We start from the raw sequence: 405 nt of genomic DNA on the forward strand, positions 1-405 counted from the left end.
TCGTGGCCCCGGTCCTGCTGGTGCTCTCGGCGGTGCTGTCCTACGCGGCCGCACAGGGCGTCGCGGCTTTCGTGTTCAACAACCTCTACGGGTTCGGGGGAGCCGACGCCACCGCTCCGCTGTTCGGCTTAGTCTTCTCGGAGGCCCTGGGCGTGGACTACACCATCTTCCTGATGAGCCGCGTCCGGGAGGAATCGCTCAAGCACGGCACCACGCCCGGCATCCCGCGCGCCCCGGTGGTGACCGGCGGCGTGATCACCTCTGCCGGTGTTGTCCTTCCCGACGCCTCCGCAGCCCTGGGGGTCATCCCCATCATGTTCCTGGTGCAGCTTGCCTTCATCGTGTCCTTCCACGCCCTGCTCGATACCGTGCTGGTGCGCTCGCTGCTGGCTCCGGCGTTGGCCT

At 67.9% G+C, this 405-nt stretch carries 1 protein-coding gene; it reads left to right on the top strand.

Annotation, left to right across the window (positions count from 1 at the left end; all coding sequences use genetic code 11):
* Positions 1–405: MMPL family transporter (locus tag PUN71_RS23075; protein WP_283532437.1), on the top strand; the 405-nt coding region annotated here is incomplete at both ends.

Source organism: Arthrobacter sp. NQ7 (assembly GCF_029581595.2).
Taxonomy (GTDB): domain Bacteria; phylum Actinomycetota; class Actinomycetes; order Actinomycetales; family Micrococcaceae; genus Arthrobacter; species Arthrobacter phenanthrenivorans_B.